The sequence below is a fragment of the Faecalibacterium prausnitzii genome (assembly GCF_003324185.1).
In the GTDB taxonomy this organism is placed as follows: domain Bacteria; phylum Bacillota; class Clostridia; order Oscillospirales; family Ruminococcaceae; genus Faecalibacterium; species Faecalibacterium prausnitzii.
Genome location: NZ_PXUP01000018.1, coordinates 1 through 19,000, shown reverse-complemented (window position 1 = coordinate 19,000; position 19,000 = coordinate 1). Strand labels below are relative to the sequence as shown.

The following is a 19,000-nucleotide window of genomic DNA, read 5'->3' as shown; positions in this document are numbered from 1 at the left end:
CATGGAAAAACTGAGCAATACCCTGAACAAGGTGCTCAACCTGCTGGCAGGTCTGAGCATGACAGTCATGGTGGTGCTGACCACCTATCAGGTCATCGTGCGTTACATCTTCAACTCTCCCTCCACATGGTCGGAAGAGCTGGTGGGTTATCTGTTCGGCTGGAGTACCATGCTGGGTGCTACCATCGTCTCCGGCGAGCGCGGCCACATGAACATCCCCGTGCTGGTGGACCGGTTCAACCCCATCATGCGCAAGGCGTTCCACATCTTTGCCGAGGTCATCGCCTTCCTCTTCTCCGCGACCATTCTGGTGTTCGGCGGTTTTCAGGTGTCCCAGCTGGCTATGGGACAGCAGACCTCCTCGCTGGGCGTAGCCGTGGGCGTGTTCTACTGGGTCATGCCCATCTGCGGCGTGATTATTCTGGTGTATTCCGTGCTGAACATTATCGGTATCGCCAACGGCTCCATCTGTCTGGATACCCCGGAGGATGCAGACTTTGCAAAAGTGGAAGCCGAAATGGCTGCCGATGCCGACAAGGAAAACAAGGAGGACTAAGCTGTGGCAATTCAAGCGTTACTCGTAATTCTGGCAGTGCTGCTGGTGCTGCTGTTCCTCGGCGTGCCCATCTCGTACGCCATTGCAGTCTCTTCCCTGACTGCCATCCTTTCTTCTATTGATCTGAATGTGGCCGTGCTGACCGCTGCCCAGCGCACCTTTGTGGGCATGAGCAAGTTCAGCCTGACCGCCATCCCGTTCTTTATTCTGGCCGGCAATATCATGAATCAGGGCGGCATCGCCAAGCGTCTGGTGGATTTCGTCATGGCCATTCTGGGCAAGCTGCCCGGCGCACTGCTGGTGACCAACATCGGCACTAACGCCCTGTTCGGTGCCATCTCCGGCTCGGCTTCCGCTGCGGCGGCTGCTGTTGGCTCCATGATCCGCGACGGCGCCGACGAGCAGGGCTACGACCCCGCCGTGACCGCTGCCACCAACGCCGCTTCCTCCTGCTCCGGCCTGCTGATCCCGCCGTCCAACGCCCTGATCACCTACTCTCTGGCATCCGGCGGCACCTCTGTGGCTGCGCTGTTCATGGCCGGTTACATCCCCGGCATCATCTGGGCGCTGTGCTGCTGCGTGGTGGGCGTGCTGCTGGCGGTCAAGCTGGGCTATAAAGGCACCCCCGGCAAATTTGACTGGAAAAACCTCGGCGTATGCACCCTGCGCGCTCTGCCTTCTCTGTCCTTGATTATCGTGGTCATCGGCGGCATCATCGGCGGCGTGTTCTCTGCCACCGAAGGCTCTGCCATTGCCGTTGTCTATGCACTGGTGCTTGCCTTCTGCTACCGCTCCATCAACCTGAAGAGCCTGTGGAAGATCATCGTGGACTCTGCCAAGATGTCCGGCATGGTGGTGTTCCTTGTGGGTGTTTCCAACATTCTGGGCTGGGTCATGGCCTTTTTGCAGATCCCGGATGCTGTGGCGGCAGCCCTGCTGAGCCTGACCAGCAATAAGTACATCATCCTGCTCATCATGAACGTGATTCTGCTGGTGTCCGGCACCTTCATGGACGTGACCCCGGCCATCCTCATCTTCACCCCGCTGTTTTTGCCCATCTGCCAGAGTTTTGGCATGAGCACCATCCAGTTCGGTCTGATCCTCGTGTATAACCTTTGCATCGGCAACATCACCCCGCCCGTGGGCAACGCCCTGTTCGTGGGTATCAAGGTGGGGCGCACCTCGCTTTCCAAGGTCATGCCGTATATGCTTATGTACTATGTGGCCATCATCGACGGACTGCTGCTGGTCACCTTTATCCCGGCAGTGTCTACTGCACTGCCGCAGGCAATGGGCCTGATGTAACTGAGACATTCCCTTCTTCTCCTAAAAAGGCGGTACCTGCTTTGCAGCGGGCACCGCCTTTTCTTGTCTCTTGCACAAAGGCAGTCTTGTGCGCTATACTATCTGCAAAGGGAGGGAGACACCATGCGCAGACGGACCTTTTTAGCCGGGCTGGGCTTTGCAGCCTTGCAGCTGGCAGGCTGTGGCGCAAAGCCGCAGACCACACCGGACTATGTGCTGACCTATGCCGACAACCAGCCCGCCGGGTACCCCACTACACAGGGCGCGCAGTATTTTGCAGACCTTGTGCAGCAGCAGACCGGGGGCAAGGTGGTCATTCAGGTCAAAGCGAACGGCGAGTACGGCTCGGAACAGCAGGTGTGGGAGCAGCTTGCCATTGGCGGCGTAGATTTTGCGCGTGTGTCGCTTTCGGCGGCCACAGACGATCTGCCCCGGCTCAACGTACTGCTGCTGCCGTATCTCTACCGGAATGCCGACCATATGTGGCGTGTGCTGGATGGCAGCATCGGAGCAGAGTTTTTGCAGGACTTTACCGCACAGGGGCGGGTGGGACTGAGCTGGTACGACGCGGGTGCCCGCTCGTTCTATGCCCGTCAGCCGGTGCGCAGCCTGAACGATCTGCAGGGCAAGACCATCCGCGTGCAGGATTCGCAGATCGTGATCGACATGATCCGTCTGCTGGGCGCGGTGCCGGAGACCACGGCTTACAGCGACGTGTACTCGGCGTTTGAGACCGGGCAGATCGATGCCGCCGAAAACAACTGGCCGGCCTACTATTCCATGGAGCACTACAAGGTGGCGCGGTACTACATGGCCGATGAGCACAGCCGCGTACCGGAGGTGCAGCTGGCTTCCGGCCGCACATGGGATGCACTGCCGGAGGAGTACCAGCAGATTCTGCAGAAATGCGCCCGGGCATCGGCGCAATACGAGCGCCAGCTCTGGGCACAGGAAGAAACTGCCGCCCGAGAAGCGGCATTGGCTGGCGGGTGCCGGGAGCTGCCGCTACCCGAAGAGGAAATGCAGAACTTCCGCCAGCTGGTACAGCTGCTGTACCGGAAATACTGTGCCGACTATCTGCCGCTGGTGGAAGAGATACAGGCAGAATGACAACAGAGAAAGTCCTTTGAGGGTGCAGGGAACTGCTCCCCACCATCGTGCGCGATTTTCAGGCGGTCATCTCCAAGGAGATCAAGGAGTTGCTGCTGGGAAAGCGGAGAGCGGCTTTTATACCGTTCTCCGCGCTTTGTTCTTATTTTATCTCCGGTGTTTCCTTTCGCTGCCGGGTGGAGCTCAGATATTCCAGCAGCGTCTGGCTCACCACCGAGCTCGCCGTCTTGGAAAACGCCAGCCCCAATGTCCGGCAGCAGGCAGGCTCCAGCGGGCGGGACACCACACCGGGGCAGCCAAATGCCTGCATCACCAGCTCCTGTGAGATGGTCACGCCCAGTCCGCTGCGCACGAACGCCATGATGAGGGTATCGTCCCGGAAGCTGTAAAAAATATTCGGCTTCACCGGGCATTTGAGCATCAGGTGCTGGATGTCGTTATCACAGCCGGGCGTTTCGATGATGAGCGGATACTGAAACAGCTGCGGCAGGGTCACACTGGAATGTGCAGCCAGCGGATGCCCCTCCGGGAACACAGCGCACAGCGGGTCGTCCCGGAGCGGGTAGAATTTCAGGTCGTCTGCCACAATGGACGAGAGGAAACCGCAGTCCACTTGCCCACGGATGATCCATTCCCGGATCTCATCATAGTTGCCGTCCAGAATTTCAATCTTCACCTTCGGGTAGTTTTCCTTGAAATAATGCACAACTTCCGGCATCCAGAGCGTTGTGATGCTGGAAATGCTGCCCACCCGCAGCTTGCCCTCCACCTTGTGGTTGATATTGAACGCCGCCTGCCGCAGCCGGGTCTTCTGGTTGGCCAGCTCCCGGATGTAGGGCAAAAGGCGGGTGCCGTTATCTGTCAGGGTCACGCCCCGGTTGATGCGGGCGAACAGCTGCACGCCCAATTCCTCTTCCAGCCCTGCCATCATCTGGCTGATGCCGGATTGGGTATAGTTCAGTGCCTCCGCTGCTTTGGAAAAACTGCCCGTTTCACATACTTTCAAGAATATCTCGTATCGGTCTTTCTGTTCCCGCATTGCAAGCGCTCCATAAGTAAAATTTATAGGTCGTAGTAATTTTATTGGGTTTACTGATATGATACTTCATGTTATCCTATATTACAATAGGTTTTTAGGATAGGAGTTTGAGAATCATGGAAAAGAAAGCAAGCAGTTTCTCCGGACAAATCGGTTTTGTCCTTGCTGCCGCCGGAAGTGCGGTGGGTGTCGGCAACCTGTGGCGGTTCCCGTACCTTGCCGCAAAGGATGGCGGCGGTTTGTTTTTGCTGGTGTATCTGGTGCTGGTGCTGACCTTCGGTTTTACCCTGCTCACCTCGGATATCGCCATCGGACGCCGCACCAAGCAGAGTGCCATCCGCGCCTACGAGACCATGCGCCCCAAGTGGAAATTTCTCGGCATCCTGACCTTTCTGGTGCCGGTTCTGATCATGACCTACTATGCCGTCATCGGCGGGTGGATCACGAAATATGCGGTGGTCTACCTCACCGGGCAGTCTGCCGCCGCTGCGGAAGACGGCTATTTTACCAGCTTCATCACCTCGCCGGTGTCGCCTGTGGTGTTCGCTCTGCTGTTCATGGGCGTGACGGCTTTCATCGTGTACAACGGCGTGGAGGGCGGTATTGAGCGGGTGTCCCGCTACATGATGCCCATCCTGCTGGTGCTGGTGGTCGTGATTGCGGGTTACGCCCTCACCCTGCGCCACGAGGACGCCTCCGGCCAGATGCGCACCGGTCTGGAGGGGCTGCGTTACTACCTGACCCCGCACATGGAAGGGCTGACCGTCAGCCGCTTTTTGCAGATCTTGTTGGACGCCATGAGCCAGCTGTTCTTCTCCCTCAGCGTGTCTATGGGCATTATGATCACCTACGGTTCCTACGTCAAACCGGAGGTCAACCTGAACAAAGCGGTGAATCAGATTGAGATCTTCGATACCGGCGTGGCTCTGCTGGCCGGTGCCATGATCATTCCTGCCGTGTATGTGTTCTCCGGTACCGAGGGCATGAGTGCAGGCCCCAGCCTGATGTTCGTCTCGCTGCCCAAGGTGTTTGCCGCTATGGGCAAGGCCGGTACTTTCGTGGGCATCCTGTTCTTTGTCACTGCTATTTTTGCCACTCTCACTTCCTGCATCTCGGTGCTGGAATCCATCACCGCCAACTGCATGGAGATCTTCCACTCGGGCCGCAAAAAGACGGTGCTGGTGCTGACGGTCATTTATCTGGCCGCGTCCGCCATCATTGCGCTGGGTTACAGCATCTTCTATTTTGAGGTGCAGTTGCCCAACGGCTCTGCGGCTCAGCTGCTGGATATCATGGACTACGTCAGCAACAGTGTCATGATGCCTTTCATCGCCCTGCTGTCCACCATCCTGATCGGCTGGGTCATGACGCCGGATTACGTCATTGACGAGATGCAGCGGGGCGGCAAGACCTTCCGCCGCAAGAAGCTCTACCGGGTGATGATCCGCTATGTTGCCCCGGTGATGATGCTGGTACTGTTTTTGCAGTCCACCGGGATTCTTGCTTAAAAGGCTACTCTTCCATGTATCAGGACGTAAACTTCTGCATTCCCACGGAAGTTGACACCATTGAGGGTGCATATAAGTATCGGAAAGACTGATGATGCCAGTTTTAGCGGATGGTTCTGCGGAGCCATCCGTTTTTTCTTGCTCTAATCGTATTTTTTCTGTTTTCTCTTGACGATGCCCCGCTAATGGAGTAGGATGGTGCTGCAAAAACGAATTGCAAAAGAGGAGTTCTAAATGCAAATCAGCCTTTTATTGATGCAGCAGATCGCGCAGCTATTTCTGGTTCTGCTGATGGGATATGCCGTTGTAAAAACCGGCCTGTTGAAGGCATCGGACAGTAAGGTGCTGTCTGTGGTCTTTGTCTATCTGGTCATGCCCTGTGTCGTTCTGAACGCCTTTCAGATCAAGGATACACCGGAGATCCGCACCGGCCTGCTTTATTCCATGGGCATCGCCGTTGGAATGCACGTTGTATTTCTGCTTCTGAATGCGCTGTTCCGCAAAGCTCTCAAGCTGGACGCCGTGGAGCAGGTCAATATCATTTACAGCAATGCCGCCGCGCTGGTCATTCCCATTGTGCAGGCCCTGCTGGGGGAGGAATATGTTGTCTACTCCTGCGCCTTTGTCATTGTACAGCTGGTACTGCTCTGGACCCATGCCAGTGCCTGCCTGCAGGGGTCTGCCCGGCTGGAATGGCGCAAGCTCCTTACCAATGTCAACCTGATCGCCATTGCAGCCGGTGCTCTGCTGTACCTGCTGCACGTCTCGCTGCCTGCCCCGATCACCAGCACACTGAGCAGTGTCGGCAATATGATCGGCCCCATGGGAATGCTGCTGGCAGGCATGGCTATTGCGGAAGTGCCCCTGAAAAAGGTTTTCTGCACCCCGCGCAACTATCTGCCGGTATTTCTGCGTCTGCTGGGTGTTCCGCTGGTCATTGTCTTGCTGCTTTGGGCAGTTCACGCATCCCTTTGGATCCCGGACGGCAAGTCCATCCTGATGACGGTCTACCTTTCTGCCATTACCCCCGCCTGTGCAACGGTCACCTCCATGGCACAGCTCTATGACCGGGATGCTTCTCATTCCAGCGCGATCTATGTCCTGAGCACGCTGCTTTCCATCCTGACCATGCCGCTGATGATCGGGTCGTTTGAGCTGTTGCTCTGAAATACGGAAAAAGGCCGTCCGGCACCGTAGCAGGGCAGCCTTTACAACTACAAGGATGTGTCTCTATGAAACTCAAACAATTCATTCAACAGGAAACGGTCCTCACCGCAGCCGCTGTGCTGGCCGTTGTCTCCGCCTTCTTTGTTCCGCCGGATGCGCAGTATCTCGGCTACATCGACCTGCGCACGCTGGCGATTTTGTTTTCCCTGATGACGGTCATGGCCGGGCTGCGGCGGCAGGGCTTTTTTGATGGACTGGGACGGGCATTGCTGTCCCGTACCCACAGCACCTTTCAGCTGACGCTGGTACTGGTCGGGTTATGCTTTTTCGGAAGCATGTTCATCACCAACGATGTTTCCCTGCTGACCTTCGTTCCCTTTACGTTCGTGGTCCTGAGCCGTCTGGGAGCGGATGTCCGCCGCGCTCTTCTGATCCCGGTGGTCTGTATGCAGACCATTGCGGCAAACCTTGGCAGTATGCTGACTCCCATCGGCAACCCGCAGAACCTCTATCTTTACGGAAAAAGCGGCATGAGCATCGGGGGATTTGTGCTTCTTATGCTGCCCTACACCCTGGTCTCTCTGCTCCTGCTGCTGGCTTGGGCAGCGCTGGTCTGCCGGAAAACCTCTGCCGCCCTCTCCGTGGACGAGCTTGTTTCTTCTGCATCTCAGGGGGATCAGAAAATTATCCTGCTGTATCTGGTTCTGTTTGCCGTCTGCCTGCTGTCCGTGATTCGGGTGCTGCCCTATGACATTGCCTTTGCCGCTGTACTCGTCTGCGCCCTTTTTGCAGACCCGCACACCTTACGGGCAGTGGACTATTCCCTGCTTCTGACCTTTGTGGCTTTTTTCATCTTCATTGGCAATCTGGGGCGCATTCCGGCTTTTTCCGGCTGGCTGCAGGAGTTTTTGACCGGCCGGGAAGTTCTGGTGGCAGTTCTTGCTTCGCAGGTCACCAGTAATGTTCCTGCCGCCCTGCTGCTGTCCGGGTTCACGGCAGAGACACAAGCCCTTATTATCGGTACCAATCTGGGAGGTCTTGGCACTTTGATCGCATCCATGGCCAGTCTTATTTCCTACCGACAGATCGCACGGGAGCTGCCACAGGGGAAGAAGCAGTATTTTGGGCTGTTCACCCTGTCCAACCTGATCTTCCTTGCGATCCTGCTGGGCGTGTGGTTCTTGCTCCGTTGACCATGGCAGATGACTTATGGTTTTTCTATAAAGCTAAAAAAGGGGAGTTCCGTCACGGACGAAGATCCGGGCAGAGCTCCCTTTGGTTTTATCGTATACAGTTATCAAATAAAGAATAAAAGTTTTGCAAAACAACCACTACAAAGCTCAAATCGTAAGCGGTCAACTGCTTTTGAAAAGAGCCGGCAAACAGCACCCACATCCCCATGGGCATCCCGGCATATTTCATTGTCTGCCCCCAAATCCGATCTTCACGATCTGCATTTTCATCCCGTTGTCCCCGACCTTGGCGAGAAATCGGAAAAAGCCGCTGACAGAAGGATCTTTCAAATCGTTGTAGCCCATCATATAGCCCCGGCTGGACACTTGCAAACGGCTGTCCCATGGGGAAAGCTCGCTTTTCGCATCCGAAACCGCGAAATATGCCCCCACATCCTTGATTTTCGCCGTCCTGAGCCACGTTTTGGCGATCATCTTCACCGCCGTGCGGTTGGCGGCATCGAACACCAGCACCCCGCCGGGAAAAGCATCTGCCATCCCCTGCACCAGCGCCTTGACCTGCTGGGTCAGGAAGTAATAGAACACCCCGGAGGCAAAAAATACCGCCCCGCCGGAGGCATCGATCTTGTCAAACCATGCGGGATCTTTCAGGTCGCAGGGGATGTTTTGCTCCCGCTCCCCGGCGGGCAGCAGCTGCTGCCGCAAGGCGATAACATCCGGGAAGTCCAGATTGTAGATTTTACAGCTGCCGTTGTCGCAGGCTCTGCCGGTGTTATCCAGCCCACAGCCCAGGTTGACTACCGCCGCACAGGGGTGCGTTTTCAGGTATGCCTGCACCTCAAAGGCAAGGTCATTCTGCCGCATGGCGACCTCCAGCGCACCAAAGCGCTGCATCAGGCTGCGGGAGTTTTTCTCTGCCTCTGAAAAGTCGTAGTCGATCTGGTCGATCAGATGCACCGCTGTTTCGTCCCGATAAAGGTTCGGATACAGCTCGGTACACAGCTTCCGGGAATACAGCGGGAGGATCAGCGTCTCCTGCACGGTGTTTTTCTCGATTTTGTATTTCATAGGTTCCTCCCTGTTCTCCTTATTCTGCTTTCCGGCAGGCAAACCATGCCATGCTCTTCACGGTTCCAAATGTTACGGTTGCACTACTTCACCGCTTTTGCGCCGTAATGCAAAGCCAGCCCTTTTTATTTTTGTGGCTCTGAATCTGACAAAATCCTGCTTTTTCCAGATACTCTTTCAGTGCAATATCCGTATAGATGGTCATGCCATCGATGATCTGCGTCCATTTGTCGTCTTTTGTCGTTTCGCCGTTTGCTTCGTTACAGATAAAAAAGATTCCGCCGGGCTTCAGCACTCGATAAACCTCTCTGAAATTCTGCGCAAGTTCCGGCCAGAAATAGACCGTTTCAAAGGCGGTCACCACATCAAACTGCTCCGCTTTAAACGGCAGTTCTGCCACACTTGCCTGTTGCACGGTACACCGTCTTGCCGCAATGGCTCTAGCATTGACTTTTCGTGCTTTTTCCACGCTGACGGCTGAGTAGTCGATGCCCTGCACCTTGCCGTTGGGGCACAGTTTCAACAGCGTTTTAATGTTCGCTCCACCGCCGCAGCCGCAGTCCAGCACCATGGCATCCGGGGCAGTCTGTAAAAAACTCAGCCCCCATTCTGCCATTGCGCTGTGTCCAAAGTTCATCATAGCAACCATGATCTTCCCGCCAAGGCCTACGGGCTTTCGGGTGTTTTCAAAAAAGGACATAACGCCCCCCTCTTTCTATTTACCGTTCACAATGCAATACTTTTTACCAGATGCGCCCACTGCTCCGGGTGACAGGCCAGCAATTCCTCGTGCTGCAAGTTATGCAAAGCTAACTTTCTGTTCTATAAAAAGCCGCTTCTCAGCGGTTCTTCTGCCAAAATAATACGCCCTGCTGTTGCCTCTGTCAAGAAATTTAGGCATTTTCGGAGATTCCGAAAAAGATTTCGCCTTCGAGGGCTCCATCCGTCACTCCAGTGCCACATCCAGCACCATCATCACGCTGAAGCCCACCGCGAAAAATACCGTGCCAACGTTGGAGTGCTGTCCCTGCGACATTTCCGGAATCAGTTCCTCCACCACCACATACAGCATGGCTCCGGCGGCAAAGCTGAGCAGATAGGGCAAAGCAGGCACCACGATGCCTGCTGCCAGAATCGTCAGCACTGCCCCGATGGGCTCTACGATGCCGGACAGTACACCGCCCCAGAACGCCCGGCCCTTTTTCATTCCTTCCGCCCGCAGGGGCATGGAAATGATGGCACCCTCCGGGAAGTTCTGGATAGCAATGCCAAGGGAAAGTGCCAGCGCCCCGGCGGCGGTGATCTGAGCCGTTCCGGCAAGGTATCCGGCATAGACTACGCCCACTGCCATACCCTCCGGGATGTTGTGCAGCGTTACCGCCAGAACCATCATGGTGGTGCGCTGGAGCTGGCTTTTGGGCCCTTCGGCCTGCAAACTGTTCTGGTGCAGATGCGGGATGAGATGGTCCAGCAGCAGCAAAAACAGGATACCCAGCCAGAAACCCACCGCCGCCGGGAAAAATGCCAGCCTGCCCAGATCTGCGGCCTGCTCCATAGCCGGGATCAGCAAGCTCCATACCGATGCCGCCACCATCACTCCGGCGGCAAAGCCGGTGAGGGCGCGCTGGATGCCGTCACGCAGAGAGTTTTTCAAAAAGAACACACAGCCCGCCCCAAGACTTGTGCCCAGAAAGGGGATCAAAATCCCCCAGAATGCGTCTTGTATCATGTAGTACCTCCTTGTGGTTAAATGCAACTAACTGCACAAGCAGTATACTGCGCTCCGGCAAAAAGGTCAAGGGCTTTGCGGTATAGAGGATGCAGATCGTTTCCTGCACCGAAAAATTTACCTCTGCAAACTTGCCGGTTTCTACTTGACAACGCCCGGTGGGAGTGCTATTTTTATTTCGCGAATTTGTTTTGCCTAACCATCTGAGGGGCGTTGCCCCTGCATTTTTTTGCATCGATTGTTAGGTAAAGCTAACTGCTTTTTCAAAACTGAGATAGAGGTGTGTTACCATGAGATTGAAACAAGTATTTGCAGGTGCACTTGCGGCCGCTATGCTGGTATGCGCTGTGGCAGTCCCGGCCTTCGCTGCGGAAGAGGTGGAACAGGAAAACTGCCTGACCTCCAGCTATGTCCAGATGAACATCCCCTACGCCGACTTCTACAAGGCTGCCGGTGTGGACAACGCATCTGAGATCGACGCTGTGACCAGCGCCACCAAGAACAAGACCCGTGCGGGCAACCTTGCCGCCGGTTCCTACCACGTCAACGCAGATGGCACCGACATCACCGGCGTTTCCTTCCCGGTCAAGGTGCTGACCCCGTGGGCGCTGAAGAATGCAAAGCAGGTCACCGATGCCGACAGCTACGATATTACCGTTACCCTGAAGGGCAAGGAATCCACCACCACCTACACCGGCGCAGATGCCTTGTTTGAGAACGAGAGCTACGCTTACTACAAGCTCAGTGAGACCCCTGCCTACTACATCACCGCATGGTATAACCTGCTGAGCGGCAAGTGGGAGTTTGGCAAGGTCCACGCCACCGAGACCACCGTAGAGGGCACCACTGTGGAGCTGAATACCAACGGTCACCACACCACCTACGAGATGAAGCTCTCCGGTTTTGATCTGGACTACAAGGCCAACAAGGTCTACGGCGTAGTTCTGACCACCGCCGATGGCAGTGAGTACGGCCTGCATCATGTGACCAACATCTGGCATGGTACCAAGCTGGGCTTCAATGCCGATGATCCTTACTTTGCATCCATCATCGGCAAGACGATTACTCAGATCACCTTCTACGCCGCCGACGGCGTGTATGTCCTGCCGGTCAATGTGGCGCTGTGAATACACGGGAAACTGCCTAATTTATTGTAAAATATAACACAAAAGGGCAAGGTCTCCTGCACGCAGGCGGCTTTGCCCTTTTTTATTGCAGATGGAGCCCAATCGCAGGGTCAACAGTTTTTACGTCTGCAATACGGAATCAATATTGCCGGCATTACTCTGCAAATCACAAAAGGGTTCATCCAACAGCGTTTTGGCGATGCTGGCAGGCTCTACGCCCAGTGCGTGAGCTGCCTCTGCCACGGTTGCCGAGGACTCGCTCAGCACAATGACATGGTCTCCCAGACCTTTTTCTTCCAGATCTGCTTTTGCTTTTTCAAAGGACATTTTCCCACTTCTCCGCTCTTATTCGGTAATGGCCCAGACCCGTGCGGGCAGACCAGTTGCACCTTCAATGCGGGGATAAGAAACGATGACCACCGCACCGGCAGGCTGAACTTTATCCAGATTTGCAAGCACCTCCACCTGCAGCTTGTCGTTGTCCAGAACATAGCGCTCGCAGGCAAGGTCTCCCTTTTCCTCCGCCACCACAGAGGAATCGGTATCCAGCGTTTCGTGGCCGTTGGCGGCGGCGTTGCGCACCTTGTAGATATACTCCAATGCTTCCAGCGACCAGCCGGGAGCATTTTCTTTGCCCTCTGCGTCGATGCCGGACAGCGCATCCATATCCGGCCACTTCTTGTACCAGTCGCTGCGCAGAGCCACCAGCGCACCATCCGGGATAGGACCGTACTTTGCCTCATAGGCCTTGATGTCCTCCACCGTCACAGCGTAGCGGGGGTCTTTCTTGGCCTGCTCAGAGATATCAATGACCACCAGCGGGAAAATCAGGTCATTCACATCGTACTTTTCGGACAGTGCTTTGCCCTTGATGAAGTGACCCGGGAAGTCGATATGGGTACCAAACTGTCCGGGGAATTTGAAGGTCTGGATCAGGCATTCCAGTTCCGGCTTGCCCCAGTCCCACACGGTCTTTGCCAGCTCCACAGAGCCTTCCGGGATGCCGGACCAGTAGGGGCTTTCGTTGTTCAGCGAGTGAGAAAGTTCCACCCAGCGATATTTTTTAGCATCCTTCAGTGCGTTCCACAGTTTATAATCAGCCATTGTCGGTTCTCCTTTTATTGTGACGATGTATGTTCGGGCACTTCTCCCAGACAACGGCATCTTCCTGTTTTTTCTCAGTCTGTCTGCCGGAAAAATGTCTGGGAGCAGCGCATTCGCCCGGGCAGCCTGTGCCGGGCATCTGTTGTACGTTTCATCTGCCTGTGCTCCCTTCCTTGTGTTGGGGATAGTATAAGCCTATTTTCACACCATGTCAATAGGTTTATACTCTCAAAGACAAATCTGCCTTCTCGTCAGCCGGATGCCCACTGCCGGAGCCCCCTTAATTTCATACGTCCTGCTTCTTTTCCAGTGCTTCAAAGTGATACCGGGGCTTGCCTTTGCTCTTTTTGCCGTACTCGATGGCCTCTTTGGGGCAATAGCAGATGCACGCCATGCAGTGGGTGCAGTTTTTGCCCCAGACCGGCCTGCCGCTTTCCAGATGGATATTGTTCAGCGGGCACAGTTCCACGCACTTACCGCAGCCGATGCAGGCGTCCGTTGCCCGGAAGGCATCGGCTTTTACAAAGAAGCGATAGAATACCGGGTTCACCGGGCCGCTCATAAAGCGGTCGTAGAGGGTCTCGCTCGGCGGAGGAAACTCCTGCCCGGCTTTGAGCTGGGTCAGTACCTTCTGAAGTGCAGGCTCTGCCTGCTCCACGATGCTCCGGGCCTGCTCCTTACGGGGCGCATTGAACATGGCAATGTAGTTTTCCAGCATGACGATCTGGGCAGTCCCCATATACTGCAGCTGCTTTTGCGCCGCAAGCTGCCGGTTGTATTTTGCCGCATTGCCGATCTCGCTGCCGCAGTCCATCACAAACCAGATACACTCTGCCCCGGTCAGCGCGTTCTTGCCCAGCCACTCCGACACCACCCGGGGGATACGCCATGCGTAGGTAGGCGTGACCAGCACCACATCCCGTCCGGTCTGCACCGGGGCGGTATCCCCTGCCTTGATGCAGGCGTTCAGATCGTAAAGCGGCATCTCCAACCCTTCGGCAATACGCCGTGCCAGATACCGGCTGTTGCCGGTTCCCGTAAAATAAAGTACCATGGCTGCTCCCTCGTTTTTGTATGGTTTTTCAGATGCCTGTCTGCCCGGCAAACTGGAATTTATCTACAGTCACTTTCTTTTCGTTTTCCAATTCCTTTTCTGTAATCTTCCATGAGTCTAACACAATGACCTGCTATATCGTGCATTCCAAGTTCCTGAAAAAAGACAATTTGCAGTTTCATCAGTTCTTCGCAAACCGTCAACTTCTGTTCATCCATATTGCCGACAGCAAGCCATGGGAAAGCCTTATATTTCCTCGTGTCACCAATAAGAAAATTATACCCTATTAACTGATTTTCACGGAGAACGAAATAGAATTGTGGACCCGAATTCGGAACTGACTTTTCCATAATCCGCTGCATTGTTTTCACACCGCCGTATGCCGGGAAAAAACCGATTTGCGCAAGAGCATTTAATATGTCAAGCCGTTTATCCGTGGGTATATCTCTGTAATTGAGAATCTGTTCCATTTGCTTTGCCCTCATTAAATCCCGAGTTGTCGCTCTCTGTATATCATAGTTTTCGCACGCAAAAGACCTGCGGCAAGGTGTGCGCTTACACCTCGCCCACAAACTTCATGCCCCAGCTCATGCGGGTGTCGTACATCAGGCGGGTCAGGGCAAGGCTGTCCTGCGGGGTGTAGCGGTCGCTGCCGGTACGCCCCTGCTTGACGCAGCGGCTTGCTTCCCGGATCTCATACTCAAAGCCGTTGATGTCCACCGGGCAGCGGATGACCTCCGGCTCTTTGCCCTCCACTTCCAGCGTCATGGTCTCGGCGTGCTGGAAATCCGGCAGGAAAATACTGCCCTCGGTGCCAAGGATGCGTGCATTGCGCTCCAGCTCCTGCCCGATGGTCTGGACCGACTCTGCCATGCAGCCGCCGGGGTAGGTCAGTGCAAGGCGGCTGTAATCGTCGGTGCCGTACTCGTTGATGTGCACCTCTTTGGTCTCCACCTTCTCCGGGTCCTGTCCGGTGAGGATGCGCAGAAAGCCCAGATTGTAGATGCCGATATCCAGCAGCGCACCGCCGCCCAGACCGGAATCAAACTTGCGGTCCTTCCGGGCACCGGAGGCCACAAAGCCGTACTGGCAGGTGATCTGCTTCAGTTCCCCGATAGTGCCCGCCGCAAGGATCTCGCGCAGGCGGTCGTACAGCGGCAGCAGCCAAATCCAGAACGCCTCCATGAGAAAGCGGTGCTTTTCCTCCGCCAGATGATACAGCTCCTGCGCCTGCTCCGGGCTGATGGTAAAGGGCTTTTCGCACAAAACGTGCTTGCCCTGCTCCAAGCAGAGCTTGCAGTTTTCGTAATGCAGGGTGTTGGGGGTGGCGATATAGATGGCCTCCACCTCCGGGTCGGCGGCAAGGGCTTCGTAGGAGTCATAGCAGCGGGGAATGCCGTACTGCTGCGCAAACGCCTGTGCGCTTTCCATGTGCCGTGACCCCACGGCAACAAGCTGCTCTCCTTCTGCGCCCATCTGTTCCACCGTAGACGCAAACTTTTTGGCAATGGTGCCGGTCGCTAAAATTCCCCACTTCATAACGGTACCTCCCGGTTTATTACTTTGGATTCGTTGCGTTCAGTATACCATGGTTTTCCCTTGCGGAAAAGATAGTGAAAAGCAAAAATGCCCCCGGAGGGCTTATTCCGACTCTCCGGGGACAGATTCTATGCACCGGTATCTTTCATCTTGTTCCAAACATTCTCATCCATTATAATAGAGATAGAAAGAAGGTGCCAACATGAAACATCGCATTGTGACAGCTGCGCAGATGAAGGAAATTGAACGGGCCGGGGATGCCCACGGTCTGCCCTACCTGCAAATGATGGAAAATGCCGGAATGGCGGCTTATGCTGAACTGCAAAAGCAGTTCCCGCATCCCGGCAGGCTGCTGGTGGTCTGCGGGAAGGGCAACAACGGCGGCGATGGGTTCGTGATTGCCCGTGCCGCTGCAAAAGATGGCTGGAGCGTGACCGTTCTTCTGGCCGAGGGCGAGCCGAAAACTTCTGACGCCATCCGCAATTTTGAACGTCTGCACTCCCTGCCGGTGCACATCTGCACTGACGGTTCTGTACTGGAAACCCAGAGCTTTGCTGCCGTTGTGGATGCCCTCTACGGCACCGGATTCCATGGTGAACTGCGGCCTTCCGGCCTTGCTACCTGCGGACTGATACGCCATCTGCACAAGGGCGGTGCCTTTGTGCTGGCCGTGGACCTGCCCAGCGGCATCAATACGGACACCGGCGAGGTTGCCGACGGTGCTGCCCATGCAGATTTGACCGTAACCTTCGACAGCTATAAACCGCTGCATATCGCAAAAATCTCTGCGCCCCTGTGCGGAAAGATCGTCTGTGCCGACATTGGCATCCTGGATGAATGGCACCCGGAATTTTGACGAGGGCTTGCCGCTGCGGAAAAGCACCTGCACACAAAAGAGCCGCCGCACAAATCATTGTGCGGCGGCTCTCTAGCTCTCAGCACCGGCGGTGTCACATCCTACGCTCAAGGTTCTGCCGGAACAGCGCATACGCTGCCCGCATCTCCTCCGGCAGACGCTTCAAGGTCTCCTGCTGCAATTCAGACGGCATCCCGTAAAAAGCTTCGGCAATGCCGCCGGTAATGCAGGCAAGGGTGTCGCTGTTTCCTCCTTTACCCCTGATGCCGCTTCTGGAAATCGGCTTCAATTTCCTCTTTCCACTCTGCGCCGATGGATGCCGGGTAGGCGACAAATCACGCACCCAGCTGTTCCTGATCGTATTCAAACAATAGCGTATTGACCTGATTGATGTTATAGATTTTGTGTTCCAGACAGTACCGCACGATCCAATCCCGCTTGGAGCCGTCGGAGAAGGCATAGCCTGCGCTTTGCAGCAGGTCGATGGTCTCATCCTCCGACAGATGCAGCCCCACCGCAAAGGCAAGCACAGTCTTCTTTTTGGGGTTGTAGTCCCGGTTGCACTGAATTTTGGAGAAATGCTGCCGGGAGATGTTGGACTGCTTGTACACGGTGGAGTCTTTCAGCCCCCGCTCATCAATGAGCCGCAGCAGCCGGGTGGTGAAGCTCTCGCCCAGATTATTCATCAGGCTTTCCAGACTGCGGGCTGCCATGGGGGTGGCAGGCGCAGGCGGTGCAGCCGCAAAGACCGGCGGCGCGCACTCTTGCGCAGGATACTCTCGGTCGGCAAGCGCAGCATCTTCCCAGCGTTCCACGTATTCTCTGCGCCGACGGTCAAACTGGTAGCTTTCATCGTTCTGGGCTACATAGTGGTCGTCGATGTACTCCTCCACCGAGGTGAACAGCTTGCGGCTCACCGCCAACGAGTGCCGGTCGTAAAGCACCAGATACACGGTCAGGTCGTGCTCCATGACGTACTGCGTGATGGTGTCCACCGCAATGCGGAAGGCCTGCTCCTTGGGGTAGCCGTAGTTTCCGCTGGACAGCAGCGGAAAAGCCACGCTCTCGCAGTGGTACTCTGCGGCTAATTCCAGCGCAGAATGGTACGCACCGGCCAATTGTTTTGCTTCGCCAAAAAATCCACCGTGCCATGCCGGGCAGACCGCATGGAAGATATACTTTGCGGGCAGCCCGAATGCCGGGGTACACACTGCCCTGCCCGGCTCGCAGTGCCCGATGGCTTCACGGGCGGCGGTCAGCTCCTGCTCCCCTGCCGCCTGATAGATGGCACGGCTGGTACCGCTGCCCTGCAAAAGGTTCCGGTTGGCAGGGTTGACGATGGCATCCGCTGCCACCTTGGTGATGTCGTTGCGGATCATCAGAAAAGGCATGGTGGTTCCTCCCTCATGTGGTTTTCTTCATCCTATCACATCCGGCAGGGTGGTGCAAGGGCTGCGCTTATTTTGCTGTCCACACAACCATTATAACGGTGTCATGCTTCCTTTCCACGGAAAAGCATCTGCACGCCAAAACAGGCTCCTGCAAGCGTCAACTACTGGCAGGAGCCTGTTTATTTCTTAAAGTTTCGTCATCCACAGACCATGCAGGTTGCAGTAGGCGTAGACCGCCACCGGCTTTTCGCCGCCCAGCTCAAATACCGCCTTGGGTGCCTGCCCGGGAGTAAGATAGCGGAGCTGTCCGCCGTTTTCGGTCTCCACAAAGAGCCACTGGATGTGGTGCACATCCACCATGGGGTGCTCCACCGCACCCACCGTGACCGTGAGGGTGCTGCCGGAAAGCTCTGCCACCGGCAGATGCTTTTCGCCGCTGGCTTCCACGGTGTTGGGGAGCAGCTCCTTCATCTTTTCGCCGCAGCAGACCAGCGGAACGCCTGCGTTGTGGATGGTGGTGACCAGATTGCCACAGTGCTCACAGATATAAAACTTTGCCTTCATATTCAAATCCTCCATCGGAATGTTGTTAGTGTTTTCTATGGCTATATGATAACATTTCCTAGTTATGTTTTCTGTGACCGGGTCACGTAAGACAGCCTTGTGCTATGGAAATGCCCTCAGTTCCCCATGCCGAGGAGCACCAGCACGACCACCACCGCAATGGCGATGAGGCAGCCGCAGCCGCTGCCATCTCCCCCGCCACCGCCGCCATTGTTGTGGTTCCCACCGCCACCGCCGCCGGACGAGCCGCCGAAGTTGCGGTTGAAAGCCGTCATGTACTGGGCATAGCCCGTGTCACCTTTGCCGAAATAGCCGTAATCACCGTTTGCCATTGTGTTTTCCTCCATCCGAAGTGTGTTTTGCTTCTTCTGAGGTCATTTTACCGAAAAAGCTGTCCCATAAACCTCTCTTTCAGCATTTCTTGTCATTTCATTCTTCCCGGATTCCCAGATATGCGTCAATTTCCATAATGCCTTCCCCGCTGACCTCCACCAGATCTTCAAAGGGCACCACGGTGTCGCCCACCTGCAAGGTGCGGAACACCGGGTCGATGCGGTCCGCTTTTCCGGTCAGGGTGATGTAGTTGCCCACCGCGGGAACCTCCGGGTGGGCAGTATCCTCTTTGAAATACCGCGCTGTGATGGTCATGCCCTTGGTGACCTGCATCAGCCGATCGGCCAGAGCCGACAT

21 protein-coding genes and 1 pseudogene are annotated in these 19,000 nt (G+C 55.7%); 8 read left to right on the top strand and 14 right to left on the bottom strand.

What is annotated here, in order from left to right; genetic code table 11:
• Position 1: 1 nt before the first annotated feature.
• The 3 genes from C7J97_RS11710 to C7J97_RS11700 all read left to right on the top strand — a co-directional run bounded on the left by C7J97_RS11710 (position 2) and on the right by C7J97_RS11700 (position 2,971).
• A complete protein-coding gene (locus C7J97_RS11710) occupies positions 2-556 on the top strand; it encodes a TRAP transporter small permease (RefSeq protein WP_113993020.1) in 555 nt (184 codons plus the stop codon).
• Positions 557-559: 3 nt separating this feature from the next.
• Complete coding sequence (locus C7J97_RS11705) at positions 560-1,861, top strand: TRAP transporter large permease (RefSeq protein WP_113993019.1); 1,302 nt, start codon at positions 560-562, stop codon at positions 1,859-1,861.
• Positions 1,862-1,984: 123 nt separating this feature from the next.
• On the top strand, positions 1,985-2,971 hold the full coding sequence (locus C7J97_RS11700) for a TRAP transporter substrate-binding protein (protein ID WP_113993018.1): 987 nt from the start codon (positions 1,985-1,987) through the stop codon (positions 2,969-2,971).
• A gap of 142 nt (positions 2,972-3,113) precedes the next feature.
• On the opposite strand, the gene C7J97_RS11695 is transcribed toward C7J97_RS11700, so the two are convergent.
• On the bottom strand, positions 3,114-4,010 hold the full coding sequence (locus C7J97_RS11695; protein WP_113993017.1) for a LysR family transcriptional regulator: 897 nt from the start codon (positions 4,008-4,010) through the stop codon (positions 3,114-3,116).
• Positions 4,011-4,126: 116 nt separating this feature from the next.
• On the opposite strand from C7J97_RS11695, the gene C7J97_RS11690 reads away from it, so the two are divergent.
• From C7J97_RS11690 to C7J97_RS11680, 3 genes are all read left to right on the top strand, one after another.
• Positions 4,127-5,518: a sodium-dependent transporter gene (locus tag C7J97_RS11690; protein WP_113993016.1), complete on the top strand. Its 1,392-nt coding sequence runs from the start codon at positions 4,127-4,129 to the stop codon at positions 5,516-5,518.
• A 234-nt stretch (positions 5,519-5,752) separates the two neighbouring features.
• Complete coding sequence (locus tag C7J97_RS11685; protein WP_113993015.1) at positions 5,753-6,685, top strand: AEC family transporter; 933 nt, start codon at positions 5,753-5,755, stop codon at positions 6,683-6,685.
• A gap of 65 nt (positions 6,686-6,750) precedes the next feature.
• Positions 6,751-7,878, top strand: coding sequence for an SLC13 family permease (locus tag C7J97_RS11680; protein WP_113993014.1), 1,128 nt, complete (start codon positions 6,751-6,753; stop codon positions 7,876-7,878).
• Between the two features lie 225 nt (positions 7,879-8,103).
• Here C7J97_RS11680 and C7J97_RS11675 read toward each other — a convergent pair whose 3' ends face one another.
• The 3 genes from C7J97_RS11675 to C7J97_RS11665 form a co-directional block, all read right to left on the bottom strand.
• Positions 8,104-8,946 carry a class I SAM-dependent methyltransferase gene (locus C7J97_RS11675; RefSeq protein ID WP_113993013.1) on the bottom strand — a complete coding sequence of 281 codons (843 nt, stop codon included), beginning with the start codon at positions 8,944-8,946 and terminating at the stop codon, positions 8,104-8,106.
• An 88-nt stretch (positions 8,947-9,034) separates the two neighbouring features.
• Entirely contained in the window at positions 9,035-9,646 is a 612-nt protein-coding gene (locus C7J97_RS11670; protein ID WP_113993012.1) for a class I SAM-dependent methyltransferase, read from the bottom strand.
• 246 nt (positions 9,647-9,892) lie between these two features.
• Complete coding sequence (locus C7J97_RS11665; protein WP_113993011.1) at positions 9,893-10,675, bottom strand: ZIP family metal transporter; 783 nt, start codon at positions 10,673-10,675, stop codon at positions 9,893-9,895.
• 290 nt (positions 10,676-10,965) lie between these two features.
• Here C7J97_RS11665 and C7J97_RS11660 point away from each other — a divergent pair, with 290 nt between their 5' ends.
• Positions 10,966-11,802, top strand: coding sequence for a hypothetical protein (locus C7J97_RS11660; protein WP_113993010.1), 837 nt, complete (start codon positions 10,966-10,968; stop codon positions 11,800-11,802).
• Between the two features lie 120 nt (positions 11,803-11,922).
• Here C7J97_RS11660 and C7J97_RS11655 read toward each other — a convergent pair whose 3' ends face one another.
• From C7J97_RS11655 to C7J97_RS11635, 5 genes are all read right to left on the bottom strand, one after another.
• Positions 11,923-12,129: a YbaK/EbsC family protein gene (locus C7J97_RS11655; RefSeq protein ID WP_242983507.1), complete on the bottom strand. Its 207-nt coding sequence runs from the start codon at positions 12,127-12,129 to the stop codon at positions 11,923-11,925.
• Between the two features lie 18 nt (positions 12,130-12,147).
• On the bottom strand, positions 12,148-12,906 hold the full coding sequence (locus C7J97_RS11650) for a cyclase family protein (RefSeq protein ID WP_113993009.1): 759 nt from the start codon (positions 12,904-12,906) through the stop codon (positions 12,148-12,150).
• Between the two features lie 286 nt (positions 12,907-13,192).
• Positions 13,193-13,960: an EFR1 family ferrodoxin gene (locus C7J97_RS11645; protein WP_113993008.1), complete on the bottom strand. Its 768-nt coding sequence runs from the start codon at positions 13,958-13,960 to the stop codon at positions 13,193-13,195.
• Positions 13,961-14,019: 59 nt separating this feature from the next.
• On the bottom strand, positions 14,020-14,430 hold the full coding sequence (locus C7J97_RS11640) for a hypothetical protein (protein ID WP_242983506.1): 411 nt from the start codon (positions 14,428-14,430) through the stop codon (positions 14,020-14,022).
• Positions 14,431-14,515: 85 nt separating this feature from the next.
• A complete protein-coding gene (locus C7J97_RS11635; RefSeq protein ID WP_113993006.1) occupies positions 14,516-15,499 on the bottom strand; it encodes a Gfo/Idh/MocA family protein in 984 nt (327 codons plus the stop codon).
• A 202-nt stretch (positions 15,500-15,701) separates the two neighbouring features.
• Here C7J97_RS11635 and C7J97_RS11630 point away from each other — a divergent pair, with 202 nt between their 5' ends.
• Positions 15,702-16,355: an NAD(P)H-hydrate epimerase gene (locus C7J97_RS11630; RefSeq protein WP_113993005.1), complete on the top strand. Its 654-nt coding sequence runs from the start codon at positions 15,702-15,704 to the stop codon at positions 16,353-16,355.
• Positions 16,356-16,449: 94 nt separating this feature from the next.
• On the opposite strand, the gene C7J97_RS11625 is transcribed toward C7J97_RS11630, so the two are convergent.
• The 5 genes and pseudogenes from C7J97_RS11625 to C7J97_RS11605 all read right to left on the bottom strand — a co-directional run.
• Positions 16,450-16,644, bottom strand: a complete 195-nt coding sequence (locus C7J97_RS11625) for a hypothetical protein (RefSeq protein ID WP_207657496.1) — start codon at positions 16,642-16,644, stop codon at positions 16,450-16,452.
• A gap of 46 nt (positions 16,645-16,690) precedes the next feature.
• The gene (locus C7J97_RS11620; RefSeq protein ID WP_113993004.1) at positions 16,691-17,746 is read right to left on the bottom strand and encodes a macro domain-containing protein; all 1,056 of its coding nucleotides are present in this window, start codon (positions 17,744-17,746) and stop codon (positions 16,691-16,693) included.
• A gap of 186 nt (positions 17,747-17,932) precedes the next feature.
• Positions 17,933-18,310: a desulfoferrodoxin family protein gene (locus tag C7J97_RS11615; protein WP_044953414.1), complete on the bottom strand. Its 378-nt coding sequence runs from the start codon at positions 18,308-18,310 to the stop codon at positions 17,933-17,935.
• A 116-nt stretch (positions 18,311-18,426) separates the two neighbouring features.
• Positions 18,427-18,642, bottom strand: coding sequence for a hypothetical protein (locus C7J97_RS11610; protein WP_015536963.1), 216 nt, complete (start codon positions 18,640-18,642; stop codon positions 18,427-18,429).
• Between the two features lie 97 nt (positions 18,643-18,739).
• Positions 18,740-19,000: pseudogene (locus C7J97_RS11605) on the bottom strand (hypothetical protein); the annotation flags it as partial.